The organism is Streptomyces sp. Act143, from assembly GCF_003143935.1.
Taxonomy (GTDB): Bacteria; Actinomycetota; Actinomycetes; order Streptomycetales; family Streptomycetaceae; genus Streptomyces.
Map to the genome: position 1 here is coordinate 6,940,838 of NZ_QFRX01000001.1, position 17,934 is coordinate 6,958,771.

Annotated in this window: 13 protein-coding genes and 1 pseudogene; 4 read left to right on the forward strand and 10 right to left on the reverse strand. The window is 69.1% G+C overall.

Annotated elements, in window-relative coordinates:
* The first annotated feature begins 66 nt into the window (after positions 1 to 66).
* A complete protein-coding gene (locus DI272_RS31820; RefSeq protein ID WP_109498619.1) occupies positions 67 to 624 on the forward strand; it encodes a GPR1/FUN34/YaaH family transporter in 558 nt (185 codons plus the stop codon).
* Between the two features lie 148 nt (positions 625 to 772).
* Here the strand turns inward: DI272_RS31820 and glmS are convergent, their stop codons facing one another.
* Both glmS and DI272_RS31830 read right to left on the reverse strand, forming a co-directional pair.
* A complete protein-coding gene (glmS, locus tag DI272_RS31825; RefSeq protein ID WP_109498620.1) occupies positions 773 to 2,590 on the reverse strand; it encodes a glutamine--fructose-6-phosphate transaminase (isomerizing) in 1,818 nt (605 codons plus the stop codon).
* Between the two features lie 12 nt (positions 2,591 to 2,602).
* On the reverse strand, positions 2,603 to 2,860 hold the full coding sequence (locus DI272_RS31830; protein WP_109498621.1) for a hypothetical protein: 258 nt from the start codon (positions 2,858 to 2,860) through the stop codon (positions 2,603 to 2,605).
* Positions 2,861 to 3,046: 186 nt separating this feature from the next.
* On the opposite strand from DI272_RS31830, the gene DI272_RS31835 reads away from it, so the two are divergent.
* The gene (locus DI272_RS31835) at positions 3,047 to 4,603 is read left to right on the forward strand and encodes a metallophosphoesterase family protein (RefSeq protein ID WP_109498622.1); all 1,557 of its coding nucleotides are present in this window, start codon (positions 3,047 to 3,049) and stop codon (positions 4,601 to 4,603) included.
* A gap of 17 nt (positions 4,604 to 4,620) precedes the next feature.
* On the opposite strand, the gene DI272_RS31840 is transcribed toward DI272_RS31835, so the two are convergent.
* Positions 4,621 to 5,517, reverse strand: coding sequence for a DUF4429 domain-containing protein (locus tag DI272_RS31840; protein ID WP_109498623.1), 897 nt, complete (start codon positions 5,515 to 5,517; stop codon positions 4,621 to 4,623).
* Between the two features lie 206 nt (positions 5,518 to 5,723).
* Between DI272_RS31840 and DI272_RS31845 the strand changes: the two genes are divergently transcribed.
* A complete protein-coding gene (locus DI272_RS31845) occupies positions 5,724 to 7,253 on the forward strand; it encodes a beta-N-acetylhexosaminidase (RefSeq protein WP_375138124.1) in 1,530 nt (509 codons plus the stop codon).
* Between the two features lie 52 nt (positions 7,254 to 7,305).
* Here the strand turns inward: DI272_RS31845 and DI272_RS31850 are convergent, their stop codons facing one another.
* From DI272_RS31850 to DI272_RS31875, 6 genes are all read right to left on the reverse strand, one after another.
* Positions 7,306 to 9,078, reverse strand: coding sequence for an IucA/IucC family siderophore biosynthesis protein (locus DI272_RS31850; protein WP_109498625.1), 1,773 nt, complete (start codon positions 9,076 to 9,078; stop codon positions 7,306 to 7,308).
* Complete coding sequence (locus tag DI272_RS31855; RefSeq protein ID WP_109498626.1) at positions 9,075 to 9,614, reverse strand: GNAT family N-acetyltransferase; 540 nt, start codon at positions 9,612 to 9,614, stop codon at positions 9,075 to 9,077. The genes DI272_RS31850 and DI272_RS31855 overlap by 4 nt, the downstream gene beginning before the upstream one ends.
* A complete protein-coding gene (locus DI272_RS31860) occupies positions 9,611 to 10,900 on the reverse strand; it encodes a lysine N(6)-hydroxylase/L-ornithine N(5)-oxygenase family protein (protein ID WP_109498627.1) in 1,290 nt (429 codons plus the stop codon). The genes DI272_RS31855 and DI272_RS31860 overlap by 4 nt, the downstream gene beginning before the upstream one ends.
* The gene (desA, locus tag DI272_RS31865; RefSeq protein ID WP_109498628.1) at positions 10,884 to 12,326 is read right to left on the reverse strand and encodes a lysine decarboxylase DesA; all 1,443 of its coding nucleotides are present in this window, start codon (positions 12,324 to 12,326) and stop codon (positions 10,884 to 10,886) included. The genes DI272_RS31860 and desA overlap by 17 nt, the downstream gene beginning before the upstream one ends.
* A gap of 257 nt (positions 12,327 to 12,583) precedes the next feature.
* Positions 12,584 to 13,501 carry a siderophore-interacting protein gene (locus tag DI272_RS31870; RefSeq protein ID WP_109498629.1) on the reverse strand — a complete coding sequence of 306 codons (918 nt, stop codon included), beginning with the start codon at positions 13,499 to 13,501 and terminating at the stop codon, positions 12,584 to 12,586.
* Positions 13,502 to 13,608: 107 nt separating this feature from the next.
* Positions 13,609 to 14,658, reverse strand: coding sequence for an ABC transporter substrate-binding protein (locus DI272_RS31875; protein WP_109501157.1), 1,050 nt, complete (start codon positions 14,656 to 14,658; stop codon positions 13,609 to 13,611).
* Between the two features lie 249 nt (positions 14,659 to 14,907).
* Between DI272_RS31875 and DI272_RS46290 the strand changes: the two are divergent.
* Positions 14,908 to 15,403 (forward strand): annotated as a pseudogene (locus tag DI272_RS46290) (Uma2 family endonuclease).
* A gap of 140 nt (positions 15,404 to 15,543) precedes the next feature.
* Here DI272_RS46290 and DI272_RS31885 read toward each other — a convergent pair.
* The gene (locus DI272_RS31885; RefSeq protein ID WP_109498630.1) at positions 15,544 to 17,478 is read right to left on the reverse strand and encodes a glycosyltransferase family 2 protein; all 1,935 of its coding nucleotides are present in this window, start codon (positions 17,476 to 17,478) and stop codon (positions 15,544 to 15,546) included.
* Positions 17,479 to 17,934: the final 456 nt, after the last annotated feature.

The following is a 17,934-nucleotide window of genomic DNA, read 5'->3' on the forward strand; positions in this document are numbered from 1 at the left end:
GTTTGTGCCCTTGTGAAGGGCATATATCGCACACCGCACAACTGCACAGCATGAAGGGAGCCCGCCGTGGACAACGACGTCTCCGCGGGAGCAACCACCACCATCGTCGGCCGACTCGCCCTCGGGATCACCCTCCTGGCGTTCGGACTCGGCCACACCGACGTGATCGACGGTGTGACGGCCGCTGACGCCGTGTCAATCGCCCATTACGTGGGCGGCATCGCCCTCTTCGTCGCCGGTCTGATGGCCTTCCGGGACCGCGACACCGCCAACGGCACGGCCTTCACGGCGCTCGGCGCGCTGTGGTTCACCTGGGCCGTCTCGGACGCCGGTTCCGCCAACGCGGCGGGGCTGTTCTTCCTGCTCTTCGCCCTCGTGGCGCTGTCGCTCACCCTCGCCGGTGGCGACCAACTCGGGCAGGGCACCTACGGGTTGTTCCTCGTGTCCCTCGTGCTGATGGCGATCGCCGCGTTCGCCGACAACGACGGGCTCGCCAAGGTCGGCGGCTGGTTCGCGGTCGCGGCAGGGGCGGTGGCCTGGTACGCCGCGACCGCCGCGTTGGCCCACTGGCCGACGTCTCTGCGCGGACGTGCTGCCGGCCGGGGCGTGACGGCCACCGGCTAGCGGCGCAGGCCGGGGGGTTGGGCGGCTCCCCGGCGACGAGAACGGACCCCCCGTGATGGGTGGCATCACGGGGGGTCCGTTCCTGTTTCGTCGGCCTCTGGGGGTGCGGTGTGGTTGCTCGCGCAGTTCCTCGCGCCCCTTGGGCCGGCTATTCGACCGTGACCGACTTCGCCAGGTTCCTCGGCTTGTCGATGTCCCGGCCCAGGGTCAACGCGGTGTGGTAGGCGAGGAGTTGCAGCGGGATGCCCATCAGGATCGGGTCCAGCTCGTCCTCGTTCTTCGGGACGACGATCGTGTGATCGGCCTTCTCCTGGTGCTGGTGGGCCACCGCGAGGATCTTGCCGCTGCGGGCCTTGATCTCCTCCATCGCGGCGCGGTTCTTCTCCAGCAGGTCGTCGTCGGGGACGATCGCGACCGTGGGGAGGGCGGGCTCGATCAGGGCCAGCGGGCCGTGCTTGAGCTCGGAGGCCGGGTAGGCCTCGGCGTGGATGTAGGAGACCTCCTTGAGCTTCAGGGAGGCCTCGCGGGCCACGGGGTAGCCCCGGACGCGGCCGATGAAGAGCATCGAGCGGGCGTCGGCGAACTGCTCGGCCAGCTTCTTGATCTCCTCCTCCTGCTCCAGGATCTCGGAGATCTGCGCGGGCAGCTTGCGCAGGCCCTCGATGATGCGCTTGCCGTCGCGGACCGAGAGGTCGCGGGTGCGGCCCAGGTGCAGGGCGAGGAGCGCGAAGGCGACCGTGGTGTTCGTGAAGCACTTCGTGGAGACCACGCAGACCTCCGGGCCCGCGTGGACGTAGACGCCGCCGTCCGCCTCCCGGGCGATCGCGGAGCCCACCACGTTCACCACGCCCAGCACCCGCGCGCCCTTGCGCTTCAGCTCCTGGACGGCCGCGAGGACGTCGTACGTCTCACCGGACTGGGAGACCGCGATGTAGAGCGTGTCGGGGTCCACGACCGCGTTGCGGTAGCGGAACTCGGAGGCCGGCTCGGCGTCCGCGGGGATGCGGGCCAGCTCCTCGATCATCTGGGCGCCGATCATGCCGGCGTGGTACGAGGTGCCGCAGCCGAGGATCTTCACACGGCGGATCTGCCGGGCCTCGCGGGCGTCGAGGTTGAGGCCGCCGAGGTGGACCGTGGAGAAGCGGTCGTCGATACGGCCGCGCAGGACGCGGTCGACGGCGTCCGCCTGCTCGTGGACCTCCTTGTGCATGTACGTGTCGTGGCCGCCCATGTCGTAGGAGGCGGCCTCCCACTCGACGGTGGTGGGCTCGGACGTCGTACGGGTGCCTTCCGTGGTGTACGTGCGGAAGTCGTCGGCCTTCAGCGTCGCCATCTCGCCGTCGTCGAGGGTGACGATCTGGCGGGTGTGGGCGACCAGTGCCGCTATGTCGGAGGCGACGAACATCTCCTTCTCGCCGATACCGAGGACGACCGGGGAGCCGTTGCGGGCGACGACGATGCGGTCCGGGAAGTCGGCGTGCAGCACGGCGATGCCGTACGTGCCCTCGATCAGGCGGAGGGTCTCGCGGACCTTGTCCTCCAGCTTCTCCGCCGGGGAGCGGGAGATCAGGTGGACGAGGACCTCGGTGTCGGTCTCGGAGAGGAACTCGACGCCGTCCGCCTCCAGCTTGCGGCGCAGGTCGGAGGCGTTGTCGATGATGCCGTTGTGGACGACGGCGACCTTGCCCTCGGCGTCCAGGTGCGGGTGGGCGTTCACGTCGGAGGGGGCGCCGTGGGTGGCCCAGCGGGTGTGGGCGATGCCGGTGGTGCCCTTGAAGCGGGCCGGGACCTTGGCCTCCAGGTCACGGACGCGGCCCTTGGCCTTGACCGTCCGCAGGCCTGCCGTCTTCGGCGCGGTGATGGCGATGCCCGCCGAGTCGTAGCCCCGGTACTCCAGGCGCTGGAGGCCCTCCAGCAGGAGGGGGGCCACGTCACGCTTGCCGATGTAACCGACGATTCCGCACATATATACGTATTCCTAGCCGTAGACGATCCGGCGCAGCTGGCGGAGCGTGAGCTCCGGCGGGGCCACCGCCCGGTATTTCAGGTCCGCCTCGATCCGTTCGAAGATCTCCGCGTTCACCAGGCCCTGGGCCTGGAGCTCGCGGTGGCGGCGACGGACGTACATCTCGGTCGTCTCGTCGAAGTAGGCGAGCACGTCCTGGATCACCCGCAGCGCCTCGCCCCGCTGGAGGGGCGTGGTGCGGGTCAGGTGATCAACAAGGTCGTCGTGCACTCGGTAGATCCTGGGGTATCGGGGGCGGCCTTGCAAGAATCCTGCCCGATATCGGGCAGGGCGCTGGGAGAAACTCTTAGAACAACATTGAATCTCTTATGAGGCCGTGTTCGTGACCTGGCCACCCGGCGTCTTGCATCTCGTTGCCTGAGGGGACGAGTTTCGGTCGTCATGGACATTCCTCGCATGGGAGTACCCGAGCAGCTCGCCGACCGCATGAGCATGGCCGAGCAGCACGAGTACCTGCGCGCCAGATTCTCCCGGCGCACGATGATCAGGGGCGGCGCGGTCACGCTCGGCGCCGTCACCGGTGGCGCGTTCGTGCCCGGCGCCACCGCCCAGGCCACGCCGATGGCCGCTCCGCGCACCGAGACCGTCGACGGGGCCCTCGTGGCCCCCTTCGGCCGCCACCTCGCCTACGGCAACGACCCGCGCACCGAGATGACCGTCTCCTGGCAGGTGCCGGTCGCGGTGAAGAAGCCCTTCATCCGGGTCGGCGTCCACCCCTGGGACCTCTCCCGCAAGATCGAGGCCGAGGTCCGCACCCTCTACACCCCGGCGGGCGTCGGCGCGAGCGCCGATCACACGCAGTACTACGTCCACGCCAAGCTGACCCACCTCAGGCCCGGCAGGACGTACTACTACGGCGTCGGCCACCAGGGCTTCGACCCGGCCGCCCCGCACCTCGCCGGCACCCTCGGCACCTTCACCACCGCCCCCGCCCACAAGACCCCGTTCACCTTCACCGCCTTCGGCGACCAGGGCGTCAGCTACCACGCGCTCGCCAACGACAGCCTCATCCTCGGCCAGAACCCGGTCTTCCACCTGCACGCCGGCGACATCGCCTACGGCGACCCGGCCGGGCAGGGCAAGGCCGGCGACACCGGCTTCGACTCGCGCACCTGGGACCAGTTCCTCGCCCAGACCGAGTCGGTCGCCAAGTCCGTGCCCTGGATGGTGAGTTACGGCAACCACGACATGGAGGCCTGGTACTCGCCCAACGGCTACGGCGGCGAGGAGGCCCGCTTCACGCTCCCCGACAACGGGCCGGACAAGAAGCACCTCCCGGGCGTCTACTCCTTCGTCTACGGCAACACCGCGATCATCTCGCTCGACCCGAACGACGTGTCGTACGAGATCCCCGCCAACCTCGGCCTCTCCGGCGGGACGCAGACCACGTGGTTCGAGGGGCAGTTGAGGAAGTTCCGGGCCCGGCCCGACATCGACTTCGTCATCGTCTTCTTCCACCACTGTGCCTACTGCACCTCCACCGCGCACGCCTCGGAGGGCGGCGTACGGCAGGAGTGGGTGCCGCTGTTCGAGAAGTACACCGTGGACCTGGTCATCAACGGCCACAACCACCAGTACGAGCGGACCGACGTCATCAAGGGCGACAAGGTCGTCAAGAAGCTGCCGATCGGGGAGACCGCGTACCCCGAGACCGAGGGCGTCGTGTACGTGACGGCCGGTGCGGCGGGGCGCAGTCTGTACGCGTTCAGCGCGCCGGACTCCTACGAAGGGCACCTCAACGAGGTCGACTCCGTCGCCTCCTTCGTCAACACCAAGGACGGCAAGGTCAACGAGACCGTCACCTGGTCCCGGGTGCGGTACCTCAACTACTCGTTCCTGCGGGTGGACGTGGAACCGGCGCCGCGCGGGCACTACGCCAGGCTGAAGGTGTCCGGCATCGCCGAGACCGGCGACCGGATCGATCACTTCACGGTGGCGCGCAAGGCCAAGTAGACAGACTGGCACGGGCGTTACATCCGCTTGAGGATCGCCTGTTTGGCCAGCGTGAACTCCTCCTCCGTCAGCACACCCGTGCGGCGCAGCTCGCCGAGCTCGCGCAGGCGGCGCAGGAGGGCGTCGTGGCCGTCCTCGGCGGGGGCGGCGACCGGGAGGGAAGGCGTTTCCGGTCGCCGGTCGGGGGTCTTGTGCACGTCGACGGCCGCCGTCCGGGCCGGGTGGGGGAGCCTGGCCTGGACGGCCGCCGCGATCAGGGCCATCAGGGGGTCCTTCTTGAAGCCCCACAGCTCCACGGAGTTGGGGTCGTACTTGGCCGGGGCCTCGGTGGGCGCGTTGCGCACCATGAAGCGGAGGTGGCCGTTGTCCAGGCCGACCGCCGGGAGCCACTCCACGGCGGTGACGTCGGTGAGGGGCAGGGTGCGGATGCCGGCGGCGGCCTTGGCGTCCTCCGTCTTCCAGTTCCACTCCAGGCGGACGCGCTCCCCGTCGAAGGTCGCGGTGCCGTCGCCCGCGGAGACCGACAGCGGGACGGCCGGGCCGGGCAGGAGGTACTCGGTCACCGGGGTCGCCGGGACCTGGTCGAGGAGCAGGGCCTCACGGACCTCGTCCACGAAGTACTCGGCGACGCCGTAGCGGTCGGACTCGACGATGAGCTGGTAGGGGTCGTTGGGCTCGGTGAGGCGCCCGCCGGTGGCGTGCAGCAGCGGGTCGGCGCCGTCGCGCAGCCGCAGCCTGAGCCGCCCCGCCCGGCGGCCCTGCTCGAAGGAGATCCCCGCCAACGCGCCCAGGGGGACGACGAGTTCACCCAATGTCCTGCGGAGCAGACTGACGTTCTTGTCGCGTCCCGGGGTCAGGCGCAGGGCGTCGCCGTCGAAGGCCCAGGTGCCGTCCTTCTGGATGATTTCCGCCATGGGGCAAGTCTGGCATTCGGGTCTGGGGCGGTGGCGGTCCGCGTGGCAAGGTGGTCTCTACCAATTCAGGGTGAAGGGAGCCAGATGTGAGACCGCACCACAGAGCAACTCCCCGTACCGCCCGACTGCTCGGCTCGTTGCTGCTGGTGGCGGCGGCGGGCACCATCGCCGCGGGAGCGGCGCCCGAGCCGGAGACGAGGACGAGGATGGAGACCAGCACGAGTACCACTGCGGAGTCCGGGGCGGAGGCCGTACGGTCGCTCGGCGAGGTCGTTCCCGCCCCCGCCTCGGTCCGGCCCGCGGGAGCGCCGTACCGCATCACCCGTGACACCCGCATCCGGGTCGACGGCGGCCGTGAGGCCCGCCAGGTCGGCGCGTACCTCGCGGACATCCTGCGGCCCTCGACCGGCTACCCGCTGCCCCTGACCGGGGCCGGCCGCGACGGCATCCGACTCCGGCTGGCCAAGGGAGCGTTCGGCGCCGAGGGCTACCGGCTCGACAGCGGGGCCACGGGCGTCACCCTCACCGCCGCCCGGCCCGCGGGTCTCTTCCACGGCGTCCAGACCCTGCGCCAGCTCCTGCCCGCCGCCGTCGAGAAGGACTCCGTGCAGCCGGGGCCCTGGCTCGTCGCGGGCGGCACCATCACCGACAGCCCGCGGTACGGCTGGCGCGGCGCCATGCTCGATGTCTCCCGGCACTTCTTCACCGTGGACCAAGTGAAGCGGTACATCGACCAGTTGGCCCTCTACAAGGTCAACAAGCTGCATCTGCACCTCAGCGACGACCAGGGCTGGCGCATCGCGATCGACTCCTGGCCGCGCCTCGCCGCGTACGGCGGTTCCACGCAGGTCGGCGGCGGCCCAGGGGGCTTCTACACCAAGGCCGACTACCAGGAGATCGTCCGGTACGCCTCCGCCCGCTACCTGGAGGTCGTCCCCGAGATCGACATGCCGGGCCACACCAACGCCGCCCTCGCCTCCTACGCCGAGCTGAACTGCGACGGCGTCGCGCCGCCCCTCTACACCGGCACCGAGGTCGGCTTCAGCTCGCTGTGCGTCGGCAAGGACCGCACGTACGACTTCGTCGACGACGTGATCCGGGAGCTCGCCGCGCTCACCCCCGGCCGCTATCTGCACATCGGCGGCGACGAGGCGCACTCCACCAGCCATGCGGACTACGTCACGTTCATGGACCGGGTGCAGCCGATCGTCGCCAAGTACGGCAAGACCGTGGTCGGTTGGCATCAGCTCACCGGCGCCACCCCGGCGAAGGGCGCGCTCGCGCAGTACTGGGGGCTGGACGACACCGGTGCCGCGGAGAAGGAACAGGTGGCGCAGGCCGCGCGGAACGGGACGGGAGTCGTCCTGTCGCCCGCCGACCGGGTCTACCTCGACATGAAGTACACCGCGGACACCCCGCTGGGGCAGGACTGGGCGGGGCTGGTGGAGGTACGGCGGTCGTACGACTGGGATCCGGGCGACTATCTGCCGGGGCTGCCCGCCGCGGCTGTCCGGGGGGTCGAGGCGCCGCTGTGGACGGAGACGATCGTGACGTCCGACGACGTCGAGTACATGGCCTTCCCGAGGCTGGCGGGCGTGGCCGAGCTGGGCTGGTCGCCGGCCGCCACGCACGACTGGGAGGCGTACCGGGTGCGGCTCGCGGCGCAGGGGCCGCGGTGGGAGGCGCTGGGGATCGACTACTACCGGTCGCCCCAAGTGCCCTGGCCCGCACGGTAGATGCTGACGGGCGCCCCGGGGGACCGTACCCCGGGGCGCCCGCCTGTCCCGGTCAGAACCCCGCGATGGGGTTCGTCAGGTTGCCGACCAGCTGGAGTGCGCCCGCCGGGTCCGCCAGGTCCACCATCTGCTTGTTGTCGCGCAGTTGGAGGCGGTTGAGGCAGGACAGCGCGAACTCCGGCGCGAACATGTCGTACTGCCGGAACTTCTCGGCGAGTTCGGGCACCGAGGCCTGGTACTCGCGGGTGACGTCCGCGACCGTACGCCAGAAGTCGTCCTCCGCCAGGATGCCCTCGGCGGCGAGGTTCGCGGCGAGGAAGCGGAAGAAGCAGTCGAAGACGTCCGTGAAGATCGACAGGAGCTTCTTGTCCTCGGGCACGTCCACGCGCAGCCGCTCGACCGCCGGCGGCAGTACCGCGTCGACGTCCATGACGGCGATCTCCTCGGCGATGTCCTTGTAGATCGCGCGCTCCACCACGCCGTCCTTCAGGACGAGGATCACGTTCTCGCCGTGCGGCATGTACACCAGGTCGTAGGCGTAGAAGCTGTGCAGCAGTGGGGTGAAGTACGCCGTCAGATAGCGGCGCAGCCATGCGGTGGGGGGCAGACCCGACTGCTCGATCAGGGCGCCCGCGACGGAGTTGCCCTCGTGGTCGACGTGCACGAGGGACGCCATGGTGGCCAGGGACTCGCCGTCCTGGAGGGAGGCCACCGGGCTCTCGCGCCACAGCGCGGCCAGCATCTTGCGGTAGGGCGAGTAGCGGTCGGTCGCCGCCTCGTACTCCAGGTGGCGGTAGCCGACGGCCGCCCGCTCGCGGATGATCGACAGGCCCGTCGACTTCAGCACCGGGTCGTTGTCGATGAGGTGCGCGAGCCAGTCGTTGATGGCCGGGGTCGCCTCCATGTACGCCGCCGAAAGGCCGCGCATGAAGCCCATGTTGATGACGGACAGGGCCGTCTTCACGTAGTGCTGCCCAGGGTTCGACCGGTTGAAGAAGGTCCGGATGGACTGCTGGGCCAGGTACTCGTCGTCGCCCTCGCCCAGGCACACCAGGTGCTTGCGGGCCACCTCGGCGGCGAAGGTGACGGTGAGCTTGTTCCACCACTGCCAGGGGTGCACGGGGATGAGGAGGTAGTCGGCCGGGTCGAGCCCCTGGCCGGTGAGGACCGCGTCGAAGCGCTCGACGGTGGCCTCGCCCAACTCGTCCCGCACGAAGGTCTCGTACTCGATCCCGACGCCGGCCGTGAACGCGGCGCGCGACCGGTGCGCGGCCAGCCACACCAGGCGGACCGGACTCGCCGTCTCCGGGGCGTACGAAAGGTACTCGTGGATGCCGAAGCCGAGCCGCCCGTTGTTGGCGACGAAGCAGGGGTGGCCCTCGGTCATGCCGGTCTCGATGGCCTGGAAGCCGCTCCTGGCCAGTTCGGCGACCGGGATCTGCGGCTTGGTGAGCTTGTAGCAGGTGCCGGAGAGGGTGGAGGAGATCTCCTCCAGGTAGACCGGCAGGATCTCGTCGCTCAGACCCAGTGCCGACCTCAGCTCGATGAAGAAGTCGAGCGCGGCCAGGGGGAGGTCGACGCCGTCCCGGTGACGGGTGATCGAGTCGGCGTCGACCTGCCAGTGGTCGAGGGCGCGGCGGACGGCGGTGAACCCGTAGCGGGTCAGGCCGTCGTCGCTGCGGACCTCGAAGCGGCCGTCGGCGGTGGCCTCCGGCGTGATGAGCCGCTCGTGCGCGAACTCGGCGAGGGCCTTGCGGACGAGGAGGCGGTTGGCCTTCTCCCAGCGCTCGGGGGAGAGATGGGCGACGGAGTCGGTGAAGCTCATGCCGCCACCGCCTTCTCGAACTGCTCCCGCGTGCAGAAGCTCAGCAGCGCCGTCTTCTCCGGCTTCTGTATCTCCCGCTCGGGCACGAACCCGACGGCCTCGTTGAGGGCGTGGACAGCCTTGTTGGAGACGTCCGGCTCGACGACGACCCGCTGGACGGCCGGGTCCTCGAAGAGGTGGGCCATCACGGCGGTGATGACGGCCCGGGTGAAGCCGTGAACGGGCTTGTCCGTGGCCGGGGTCAGGAAGTGCATGCCGACGTCACCGGCCAACGGCTCGTACAGACCGACCAGTTCGCGGTGCGCGGGGTCGTACTTCTCCATCAGGAAGACGGGGGCGCCGTACTCGTCGAGGCCCAGCAGCGCGTGGTGGTGCTCGTCGGCGGCGATCTCCATGTAGGCGCGCTCGACGTCCTCCAGTTTCGCGTCCTGCATCATCCAGAACGCGGCCTTGGGGTGGGTGACCCAGCCGTGCAGCAGCTCGGCGTCCTTGAGCGGGTCGAGCGGGCGGAAGGTGAAGGTGCGGGGGGTGGTCATACGGAGAACTCCTGGAACGCGATCGTCTTCTCGACCGGGTAGTACTCGGTGCCGAGCAGCTCACGGATGATGTAGCTGTTGCGGTACGCACCCATGCCCAGGTCGGGCGAGGTGATGCTGTGGGTGTGCACACCGGCGTTCTGGAGGAAGACGCCGCGGCCGGTGGTGTCGATCGAGTAGTTGCGGGCGACGTCGAAGTTGCCCTGCGTGTCGTAGCGCAGCCGGTCCTTGACGGGGGCCAGGAACGCGGGCTCCGCGTACCGGTAACCGGTGGCGAGGACCAGCCCCTGCGTCTGGAGCTGGTAGTCCTTCTCCTGCTCCTCCTGGCGGAAGGAGAGGGTGTACGTCCCGTTCTCGTAGGTCGCGCCGGTCAGCGCGGAGTTGGTGAGCAGCCGGGTGGGGACGGGGCCGCCGAGGTTCTTCTGGTAGAGCAGGTCGAAGATCTCGTTGATGAGATCGCCGTCGATGCCCTTGAACAGGCCCTTCTGCCGGTCGGTGAGCCGGTAGCGGGTGGCCTCGGGCAGCTCCCGGTAGTAGTCGATGTACTCCGGGGAGGTCATCTCCAGCGTGAGCTTGGTGTATTCGAGGGGGAAGAAGCGCGGCGAGCGCGTCACCCAGTTCAGCCGGTAACCGTGGACGTCGATCTCGGTGAGGAGGTCGTGGTAGATCTCGGCGGCGGACTGCCCGGAGCCGACGATGGTGATCGACTCCTTCTTCTGGAGCTCCGCCTTGTGCTGCATGTAGCGGGAGTTGTGGAAGAAGTCGCCGCCCAGGCCGCGCACGGCGTCCGGGTGGTGGGGGGAGGTGCCGGTGCCGAGGACGAGGTGGCGGGCGCGGTAGGTGTCGCCGGCGGTGGTCGTCACGACGTACAGCTCCTCCTCGTACGTCACCCGCTCGACGGTCGTGCCGAAGCGCACGCTGCTCAGCTTGTTGGCCGCCCAGCGGCAGTAGTCGTCGTACTCGACGCGCAGCGGGTAGAAGTTCTCGCGGATGTAGAACGAGTACAGCCGGCCCTTCTCCTTCAGGTAGTTCAGGAAGGAGTACGGCGAGGTCGGGTCGGCCAGCGTGACCAGGTCCGACATGAACGGCGTCTGGAGGTGGGCGCCGTCGAGGAACATGCCCGCGTGCCACTCGAAGTCGGGCTTCGACTCCAGGAAGACGGCGTCGAGTTCGGCGATGGGCTCGGTGAGGCAGGCCAGGCCGAGGTTGAACGGGCCGAGCCCGATGCCCACGAGGTCGTACACGTCGGCGGGGGCCGTGGTCGGGGTTTCAGGACGCGCGGTCAAGGGACTCTCCCAGGTACTGCTCGGCGTGGCCGGCGATCAGATCGAGGACGGCGGCGATGTCTTCGGTCGTCGTCTCGGGGTTGAGCAAGGTGAACTTCAGGTAGTGGCGGCCCTGGACCTTGGTGCCCGCGACCACCGCGTCGCCGGAGGCGAACAGGGCCTTGCGGGCGTAGAGGTTGGCGCGGTCGATCTCGGCCGGATCGGTCACGGCGGCCGGGATGTAGCGGAAGACGAGGGTGGAGAGCGTGGGTTCGACCACGACGTCGTAGCGCGGATCGGCGGCGAGGATCTTCCAGCCCTCGACGGCCAGGTCGCAGACCTCGTCGAAGAGCTGCCCGATTCCGTCGGCACCCATCGTGCGCAGCGTCATCCACAGCTTGAGGGCGTCGAAACGGCGGGTGGTCTGCAGGGACTTGTCCACCTGGTTGGGGATGCGCTCCTGCACCATGCGCTTGGGGTTGAGGTACTCGGCGTGGTAGGTCGCGTGCCGCAGGGTGGCGGCGTCACGGACCAGGACGGCCGACGAACTCACCGGCTGGAAGAAGGACTTGTGGTAGTCGACGGTGACCGAGTCGGCGCGCTCGATGCCGTCGATCCGGCCGCGGTACTTCACGGAGGCGAGCAGGCCGCAGCCGTAGGCGGCGTCGACGTGCATCCAGGCGCCGTACTGCGTGCACAGTGCGGCGATCTCGGGCAGCGGGTCGATGGAGCCGAAGTCGGTGGTGCCGGCGGTGGCGACGACGGCCATCGGGACGAGGCCGTCGCGACGGCAGCGCTCCAGCTCGCGGGCGAGGGCGACGGTCTGCATCCGCTTGTCGTGGTCGACGGGGATGCTGACTACGGCGTCGGGGGAGAGGCCGAGGAGTTTGGCGGACTTCTTGACGCTGAAGTGGCTGACCTCGGAGGCGAACACGCGGAGTTTCGCCGTGGTGTCCGTCTTGGCTTCCTCCCGGGCCAGCAGCAGCGCCTGGAGGTTGGACTGGGTGCCGCCGGAGGTGAACACGCCGTCGGCGGCGGGGCCGAGACCGATGCGGGCGGTCGTCCAGTCGATGAGCTTGCGCTCGATGAGGGTGCCGCCGGCCGACTGGTCCCAGGTGTCCAGGGAGGAGTTGACCGCGGAGAGGATCGCCTCGCCGAGCACGGCCGGGATGACGACCGGGCAGTTGAGGTGGGCGAGATAGCGGGGGTGGTGGAAGTAGACCGCGTCGCGGAGGTAGACGTCCTCCAGCTCGTCGAGCACGGCGCCGGTGTCGTGCAGCGGCTTGTCTAGGTCGATCGCGTCGATGGCGGGGGCGAGGGCGTCGACGGTGACACCGGTGAACGGACGGTCGGTGGCGGCGAGTTTGGCTGCCACCCGCTCTATGCCTTCGGTCACGGAGCGGCGGTACTGCTCCGCGGTCGTGTCGTTGAGCAGGTGCGAGCGCATGGTGGGGGTCCTCCGGTGGGGAGCAGTCCGTGCGGGGCGGACGGGGGTGGGGACGCGATGTCGCTTCACGTTCGCGAGGGTGGTGCGGACGGGTCTCGCTTCGATTACTTAGGTTAGCCTAACCTAAGTAACTTGGATTAAACATGGCACCGGCCGTGACTACGGTCACTCCGGCCGCAGTTGTCCCTCCCAGGGCAGCAAGTACCGCCGCACACCAAGCGAGTTGAGGTGTACGGCGGTCATGTCCCGGCGGTGGGTCACCCGGCGGCGCGGAGCTGCTCCTCCGTCATCCCCTGACGCCAGTAGCCGACGAAGGTGACGCTTCGGCGGTCGATGCCGCGCTCGCCGACGAAGTGCCGGCGCAGCTGCTTCACGCGGCCGGACTCACCGGCGATCCACACGTACGGCCGCTCGGCGGACGGCAGTTGGGCGTCCCGGATGGCGCCGAGGGCCATGGGGGAGCCTTCGGTGCGGTCCGTGCGGTCCGTGCGGTCGGTGCGGTCCGTGCCTTCTGTGCCCTGCTGGTCCCGCACGAACCAGGTGATCTCGGCGTCCGCCTCGGTCGCCAGGTCCTGGATGTCGGCGGCGTGCTGCACCTCCAGCCAGACCCGGGCGCGGGTGCCGGCCGGCAGGGCTTCGAGGATCGCGGAGACGGCCGGTACGGCGGTCTCGTCGCCCCAGACGAGGGCGAGGTCGGTGCCCTGCGGCGGCCGGAACCGGATGGCGCGGTTGTCGGCGAGGGCGGGACCGAGGAGCAGCACGCGGTGACCGGGGGCGGCCTGCGCGGCCCAGCGGGAGGCGGGGCCGGCGGGGGTGGCTCGGCCGGCCTGCCTTTCGGCGCCGGGCTCGACGCCGTGGAGCACGAAGTCGATGTCGATCTCGTCGGGGTCGCGGCGCAGGGCGCGGAGCGTGTACGAGCGCATGACCGCCCTTACCTCGTCCGGGAGTTCACGCCAGGCCTGCCACCAGCCGTCGCCGAGTTCGACGGGGACGTGCGGCTCGGTCTGTCCTTCGGCCGGAATGAAGAGGGACAGAGACTGGTCGCATCCGTGGGAGTGGAACTCCCGCAGCTCTTCGCCGCCGAAGGTGACCCGGAGCAGCGACGGCCCCAGTCGCCGCGTTCTCACGACGGTGAGGGAGAAGAAGCGGAACGGTGCGGCGACGGCGGTGGTCATGAGGGGTGCGCTCCTGAGTCAGCAGGGGGCAGGGCTTTGCCTTGAGGGGCGCGGGGAACTGCGCGGCCGGCCACGACGGGCCCGCAGCTCCCCACCGGCGTCAGCGACTAGCTGACCTTCTTCGCGTTCTCAAGCGCCTCGGCGAGCGTCTCGAGAAGCGGCGTGCACTTGTCGTACGACAGGATCGGCTCCGGCGACCGGGCGATGACCTGCCCGGCCTTCACGGCAGGGAGCTTCTTCCAGGTCGCCTCGGTGATGTCGGCCGGCTGGATGGTCGACGACCGGTCGTCCATCATGATGATGTCGGCCTTGTACTTGTCGACGTTCTCCCAGCTCAGCGACTCGTACCAGCCGCCACCCTCCTTCTTGGCGCTCTCCGGCGGCTCGACGAAGTTCACGCCGAGAGCCTTGAAGTACTCCAGGTCGATGGAGAGGTTGGTGCCGGAGACGTAGAAGATGTCCTGGCTGGCGGAACCGGCCAGCACCTTGATGTCGGGCTTCGCCTTGGCGGCGGCGCGAAGCCGGGTCGCGGCGGCCTCGAACTTCTTCTTGGCGTCGGTGACGGTGGCGGCCGTCATGTCGGCGCCGAGCGACTCGGCCAGCTCCCACATGCGCTGCAGCGGCTCGGTGATCTGCCGGTCGTAGACGGAGATGCCGACGCTCGGGGCGAGCTTGGCGATCTTGTCCTTGGAGGCGGCCGGGACGTACCAGAGGGTGCCGGCGTCGTCGAACATCGTGGTGATGAGGACGTCCGGGGCGAGGGCGGCGTACTTCTCGACGTTGAACTGGTCCCAGACGTTGCCGAGGATCTCCACCTTGGAGATGTCCATGTCGCCGGCCTGGACGTCGGCCTTGCCGTCGGCGGTCTTGGTGGGACCGAAGACGCCCTTGACGGAGATGCCGTAGTCGTGGAGGGCGGCGGCGACGCCGGTGAAGGCGACGATGTTCGCGGGGATCTTGTCGAGCTTCACGGTCGTGCCGCGGTCGTCCTTGAACGTCCAGGGGCCGGACTTCTTCGCGGCGGCGGTCTCCTCGCCGGAGCCACCGCTTTTCGCGTCGTCGTCACCGCAGGCCGCGAGCACGGCCCCGAGGCCGAGGGCGCCGCCCGCGGCGAGGATGCCGCGGCGGGTGAGGTGGGTGGCTCTGGCGTTGGACATGGTGAGGCTGCTTTCGAACGGGGCGGAGCGCCGCCCGCCGGACAAGTTCGAAGGTAGGTTAGCCTAACCTCAGATGTTGTCCAGGGGGCAGGGTCTGCCCGATCGGAAGCTGTACGGGGCCTGTGAGGTGGGGCCTGTCGGTCCTGTCGCCCCAATTCCCTTGCAATCGCTGTTCGTTGGCGGCGATCTGGGCTCTGCCTTGATCGCGCCGTCCCGTGCGGGACGCGGCCTGCTCAGCATTCTTGGCGTATGGACTACGCGAAGATGCGCGTGATCGCCGAAGACCTCGGGGCCCACGCTGAGCGCCTTGAGGGATCTTGGAGCGTGGAGATCGGTCCGTCTGGGCCGGTACTGGCCATGATGTGCCCGCCGAAACGCCACGAGGGCACGATCCGCCGCATGCGCCGTCCCGACGCTGTCGTCATTCCGGAGCGCGTACTCGATGAGGAAGGCCTGGCGGTCGATGCCAAGGACGGACGTCCTGGCCGTTATTGAGATCGTCTCGCCGTCCAACCCCAGCAACGACTATGGGGAGAAACTCACCGAGTATCCCGCCATGGGTATCGCCCACTACCTGATCGTCGATCCACGCACCGGCACCGTCGAGGTGCACTCGGACCCGTGCAAGGGGCGCTACGCGCGCAAGGACCCGTACATCTTCGGGGACTCGGTGCCGTTCGGCCTGTGGACGGTGGAGACGGCGGATTTCCGGCGGTACGGGAAGACGGAGGACGGCGGCGGCTGACGGCCCGCAGCCATGGGGAGCGGACCGGTGCCGCGGCTCGCGATCGTCGGGGGCGGGGCCGGTGCAACGGATCGCAATCGTCCGGAGCGGACCGGTGCCACGGCCCGCAGTCATCGGGACGGGGCCGCCGTCGAGGCTCGCTAGTGACCCAACTGCCCCCGCATCCGCCGCACTTGACGGTTGTCGCCGACCGAGTCGAGGAACTGCCGCCCCCGTCCCGCCTCGTAGGCCGGCCCCTCCAGCCGCAGGAGATCGCCATCGCGGACGACGGCGTACGCGAGCGGGGTCTCCGCCTTCGGGAGGCTCACGGGGTGGCGGCCGTCGGGGAGCTTCTTGAGGCGGGCGGGGAGACGGAGGCGGGCGGTGCCGTCGGGGCCGGGGGCCAGCTTGGCCTCGACGGTCAGGGTGGCAACGGTGACCTGGAGGGGGAGCGGGGCGCTGTCGGGGGAGGCCGCCAGGTACGGCAGGCCGAGCGAGCGTCTCGCGCGGGCGGGGTTCGCGGCGACGAGGCCGTCGGTGTCGGGGCCGATCTTGCGCAGCCGCTGGTCGATGTCGAGGGCGAGCTGGCCCTTGACCGTCCAGTACGGGATCGCGAGCCGACCGCCGGTGAGTGCCGGGCCGGCGACGGCCGGGGCGCCGGGCTCACCGTCCCCGCTCACGCGCAGCATCCGGTCGACGCCCAGCAGCTGGACGTACGCCCACACGTCGTGCACGCCACGCTGGAGCGGGAGGCCGCCGACGAGCCGCTCCGGGTCGAGGTTCAGCCGACCGGACGCGACGAGCGCGGACCGCCCGTCCCCGAGGGGCCGCAGCTCGACCTTGAGGTCACCTTCCGGGTACCACCAGTCCTCGCGGTCCCGGTCCTTGACCACGAGCTCGGCGTAGGCCCGCCGGAAGGGATCGGGAACCTGCCAGCCGTCCTCGGTTCCCGGTACGTCGCGGAGCAGTTCCGGGTCGAGCCACCACTTGCCGTCCCGCTCGGTGAGGGTGAGGGGCTCGCCGTCCCCACGCAGCAGGTCCAGGGTGACGTCGGCGACCAGGCGCCCGTCCTGCCAGCGCAGTCCGCTGACCCGGCTGCGGGCCTTGACCTCACGAACGCGCTCGGCGAGCGCCACGGCGCCGTCGAAGTCGCCGTTCTCCAGGAGCTGAGCCCTGAGCCGGGAGACGGCGGGCAGGCCATCCCGTACGGCTGCCGGAAACTCCTCCAGTGCCAGCTCCCGGGCCGCCTCGAACCGCTGCCGCTGCTCGGCCGGGTCCTCGCGGAGAATCTCGGGCTCGCGGGTCCGGGAGAGGATTTCTACGTGGTACAGGCGGTGGAGCAGCCGGTTCTGGAGCGCGTCGATGTCGTCGGAGGGGGTCGTCCCGTCCTTGACCTGGCGCACGATGGTGCGGGCGTTGGGCCAGAAGCCGTGCCGTGGGTTGAAGCGGTGCTGGGTGTTGTTGCCGCCGTCGTCCCGCTTCATCCAGTAGTAGCAGGGGTAGTCGGCGAGGATCGAGATCCGCTCCGCCTTGAGATAGGCGGCGCTGACGAAGAGCAGGTCCTCCAGGATCCAAGGCCCCTCGGGGAACTGCAGCCCGTGCTCCTCGACGAAGCCGCGCCGGAACATCTTGTGCGGCGACATGCTCTGCATGAGCTCGTCGTTCTCGATCGTGCAGGCGTCCACGGTGTGCCGGAACAGCCGCCGTGGCCGCACCATCGTGCTGGACATCTTGCCGATCACCACGTCGGCGTCGTTCCGCTTCGCGTGCTCGTACAGCCGCTCAAGGGCCTCAGGCCCGAGGGTGTCGTCATGGTCTACGAACTGGATGTACTCGCCGCGGGCATGCCGCATGCCGAGGTTGCGGGGGGCGCCCGGCCACCCCGAGTTCGGCATGGTGTGCACCTGGACGTTCGGATGCGCGGCCGCGATCTTCTCCAGCCGGCCCAGAGTGTCGTCCGTCGACCCGTCGTCGACGTAGATCACTTCGTATTCGTCGGCGGGCAGGCTCTGCCCGAGCAGCGACGGGGCGCACTCGTCCACGTACTTGCCCGTGTTGTAGACGGGGACGATGACGCTGACCTTGATTACCGGCATTCCACGGACCTTACCTGGCCGCCCGCCGATGGGCGGACAATTTGCTGAGCGACGATTTTGACTTGGTGGTGTGGGGGTGAGCTGCGAAAGCGGAGCCAGGGGGCGTGTGCGCGTAAAGGAGGCTCTTACTTTCCGTGAATCTACCATGGTCCCCTTGAGGATGTCAGGTGAGGATTCGGTGAAATGATGGCTGATTGACGCCATAGCGGCGCGGTTTGTCCACCTTATGCCCGCATTGGAAGTCTAGAGACTCCCCTCTCCTTCTTTATTGCAGATCGACACTGGTTGTCGCTCTCTGTGCATGCTGCATGCAAGGGGCTTATAGAAAGATATTAAGGCGAGGGGTGGGGGTGCGTACGCGAATGACAGGCTAATTCAAAGGATGAAATGGCAGGAGATGAGAAAAGGGCTATGCGGAAGGCCGGTATATCGCCCCTGAATTCCGAGAAGTTTTCG